Below are 289 nucleotides of genomic sequence, written 5' to 3'. Positions count from 1 at the left end.
TCCGGCGTTCGCGGCGGCGTTTGACGAGGTGTGCGGTCTCCTGGACGCGGGTCTTGGCGGTTCGGTCCGTGAGGTGATCGCCTCGGGTGAGGGCTTGGACGAGACGGGGTGGACGCAGCCGGCGCTGTTCGCGGTCGAGGTCGCGTTGTTCCGTCTGGTGGAGTCGTGGGGCGTGAAGCCGGACTTCGTCGCCGGGCATTCGATCGGTGAGATCGCGGCGGCGCATGTGGCGGGGGTGTTCTCGTTGGAGGACGCGGTCCGTCTGGTGGTCGCCAGGGCCGGGCTGATG

At 69.6% G+C, this 289-nt stretch carries 1 protein-coding gene; it reads left to right on the top strand.

What is annotated here, in order from left to right; genetic code table 11:
• Positions 1-289, top strand: a 289-nt coding sequence (locus tag IO20_RS37315) for an acyltransferase domain-containing protein (RefSeq protein ID WP_037637079.1), incomplete at both ends; no start/stop codon positions are given.

It is taken from the genome of Streptomyces exfoliatus, assembly GCF_000725545.1.
In the GTDB taxonomy this organism is placed as follows: Bacteria; Actinomycetota; Actinomycetes; order Streptomycetales; family Streptomycetaceae; genus Streptomyces; species Streptomyces exfoliatus.
This window is presented reverse-complemented; position numbering and strand designations above follow the sequence as displayed.